Genomic DNA, 2,895 nt, shown 5'->3' on the forward strand with positions numbered 1-2,895 from the left:
GTGGTCTGCCAGATCCAGGTCCACCGTGCACCACCAGTACCGGCCGACCATGAGGGTTGCCCGTGGCCTCCCAGTACACCAGGTTGCCCTCACCGACGTTGTGGTCCTACTCATTGGCGGCTTGAGCGCCACCCGCGAGTAGATCACCGGGTGGCCGAGCCCTTGCCCCCGCCGCCTGCACCATTCCCAGCGCGAGCTCGCCGTAGAACTCGCCGAGTTCGGCCGGCGAATCGGCACCGTCGTCGCGATACCAGCGCACCAGGTCGACCCCCAGGGACACGATGGCGCGTACTACCCGATGTTCGTCGACCACGGGGAATGCCCCTACGCCGCGTCCTCGGGCGATGGCCTGATGGAACACCTCGATAGTTCGATGACGAAGACCGACGATGACGTCGAAGTGCTCCGCCGAGAGCGCCGACAGCTCGTATTGACTCACTCGACCCGCAACGTGGTACCGCGCATGCCAAGCGACGAAGTGGCTCACCAAAGTGCGAAGGTAGTCGGCAGGGTCGCCGCAAACCTCGACCTCGCGCACCACGCGTAGAGAGTCGCGGTGCGCGGCAAGCACTATCTCGAACAAGACCGCTTCCTTAGATGGAAAGTGGACGTACAGGGCAGCCGGCGACACTCCAGCGCCCGCAGTGATGTCGCGCGTCGTGGTGGCCATGAATCCAGCAGTGGCAAAGCATCCGACCCCGGCGGTCAAGAGCCGTCGCGCGACCTCGCCGAAACCACTGCCCCAGAGATCCGTCGACACATCCTCGACGAACGACAGCTGACCCCTCTTGTTCACGCTGCGCCTTTCCTGCTTCTTTCGCGAACGCCTTGTCGGGTACGCAATCAGTATGTAACGTACATCACATACTGACTGTGCGCTTAGTCATTCAGCCAGTTCAGAGCGTTTGCATTCTCTGATCTACCCGACGGCGAGGAGAAGAAATGTTGGTCTCGTGCGCGTTCCCCACCGCCCTCGAGTCCCCGAAACACATCGCGCTGGCCGAACAACTCGGCTATCACCGCGCCTGGGTGTACGACACTCCACAGCAGAGCCCCGACGTATGGATGACTCTGGCCCTGGCCGCCGAGCGCACCGAGAAGATCGGCCTCGGCCCGGGAGTGCTGGTTCCGAGTCTGCGCCACCCCATGGTCAACGCCGCGGCGACGGCCACCCTCGCCGCACTCGCACCGGGCCGAGTCGCCGTTGCGTTCGGCACCGGGTTCACCGGCCGCCGGGCAATGGGCTATCGCGCGATCACCTGGGCGTACATGGCGTCGTATATCCGGGTGTACCGATCCCTTCTGCGTGGCGACGTCGCGGAGTGGGAGGGCGCGCACATGCAGATGCTGCACCCGGACGGCCACGCGCCGGCCCGCCCCATCGACGTTCCGGTGTACGTCGGTGCGCTAGGACCCAAAGGAAACGCCGTCGCACGCGAACAGGGCGACGGACTGTTCGTCACCCTGCAGCTTCCTGACTTCATATCCGAGCACGAGCACGTCGCCCTCCTGGAGTGGGGCACCGTTCTCGACGACGACGAAAGCGAAAGCTCTGAGCACGGACGGGCCGCGGCCGGCCCCGGCTGGGCACTGTCCTTGCACGGCGCGTACGAGTTCGGCGGACCCGAAGCGGTTCGCGCGCTGCCCGGCGGACAGGAGTGGCTCGCGGTCGTCGAACAAGTCCCGGAGCACCAACGCCACCTCGCCATCCACGCAGAGCACTGCGTGCAGCTCAACGCCGCCGACTCCGCTGCGTGGCACGCCGGGGGGAGCAGCACGGTCCGAGAGGTGACCCTGACCGGAACCCGTGACGAGATTCGTCGCAGACTCGACACCTACCAAGCCAAAGGCGTCACCGAGATCGTCTTCCAACCCTGCGGTCCCGAAGTGGGGCGTGAACTGGAAAGATTCTTCGATGCGGCCGACGCCATCACACCGAGCATGAGTCGAGGGTAACGATGGAAACCGACGAAACCACCACGAACTTCGAAATCTCCACCATCGCAGACGGATTCGCGTACCTGGAGGGCCCGCGATGGCATAACGGGCGTATCTGGTTCGTCGATTTCTACACCCATCGCGTCCTGTCGGCCGCAGAAGACGGTTCGGACCTACGCGTCGAAGCACACGTACCAACACAGCCCTCAGGCTTAGGCTGGCTCCCCGACGGACGCTTACTGGTGGTCTCCATGCGAGATGCCAGGATCCTTCGCCGAGAAGCCAACGGCGAACTGGTGACGCACGCCGACCTGTCGGATCACGTCTCAGGACACCCCAACGACATGGTGGTCGATGCTCAAGGCCGCGCGTTCGTCGGCGAATTCGGATTCGACCTCATGGGTGGCGCCCCGTTGGAACCAGCGGTTCTGCTGCGCGTCGATCCCGATGGGTCCGTCACGACCGTCGCACATGACATGCTCTTTCCCAATGGAAGTGTGATAACCGACTCGGGCGTGCTACTCGTCAACGAGACCTTCGGCAATTGCGTGACCGCGTTCGACATCGGCGCGGACGGCGCACTCGACAACCGACGGGTCTGGGCGCAGTTCGGCCCCCGGCCCACCGATCGCGACCTCGAACTGGTGCTCGGACAGATCTCCGTCGCTCCCGACGGCTGCGGCCTCGACGCCGACGGTGCACTGTGGATCGCCGACGCGCTGGGGAATCGGCTACTGCACGTCCGCGAAGGAGGCCACGTAATCGACGAGGTACCCACTGGCACTGGGGTTTTCGCGTGCATACTCGGCGGTTCCGACGGACGGACACTGTTCGCCTGTACTGCACCCGACTTTCACGAGGAAGCCCGGAAGAATGCGCGCGAAGGAAGCTTGATCGCGATCCGCACCGCCACACCGCACGCGGGAACACCCTGAGCTTCGGCGAGAACCCGTCGCG

General features: G+C 64.6%; 3 protein-coding genes. 2 read left to right on the plus strand and 1 reads right to left on the minus strand.

The features are described from left to right. Positions 1–106 precede the first annotated feature (106 nt). Positions 107–796 (minus strand): TetR/AcrR family transcriptional regulator, encoded by a 690-nt coding sequence (locus ABW137_RS16860; RefSeq protein ID WP_526401968.1) that lies wholly within the window; start codon positions 794–796, stop codon positions 107–109. Positions 797–942: 146 nt separating this feature from the next. Here ABW137_RS16860 and ABW137_RS16865 point away from each other — a divergent pair, with 146 nt between their 5' ends. Both ABW137_RS16865 and ABW137_RS16870 read left to right on the plus strand, forming a co-directional pair. Beyond that, complete coding sequence (locus ABW137_RS16865) at positions 943–1,956, plus strand: LLM class flavin-dependent oxidoreductase (RefSeq protein ID WP_526401970.1); 1,014 nt, start codon at positions 943–945, stop codon at positions 1,954–1,956. A gap of 2 nt (positions 1,957–1,958) precedes the next feature. Continuing rightward, the gene (locus tag ABW137_RS16870; RefSeq protein ID WP_526401972.1) at positions 1,959–2,873 is read left to right on the plus strand and encodes an SMP-30/gluconolactonase/LRE family protein; all 915 of its coding nucleotides are present in this window, start codon (positions 1,959–1,961) and stop codon (positions 2,871–2,873) included. The last annotated feature ends 22 nt before the right edge of the window (positions 2,874–2,895 follow it).

The sequence above is a fragment of the Mycobacterium sp. genome (assembly GCF_040509115.1).
In the GTDB taxonomy this organism is placed as follows: Bacteria; Actinomycetota; Actinomycetes; order Mycobacteriales; family Mycobacteriaceae; genus Mycobacterium.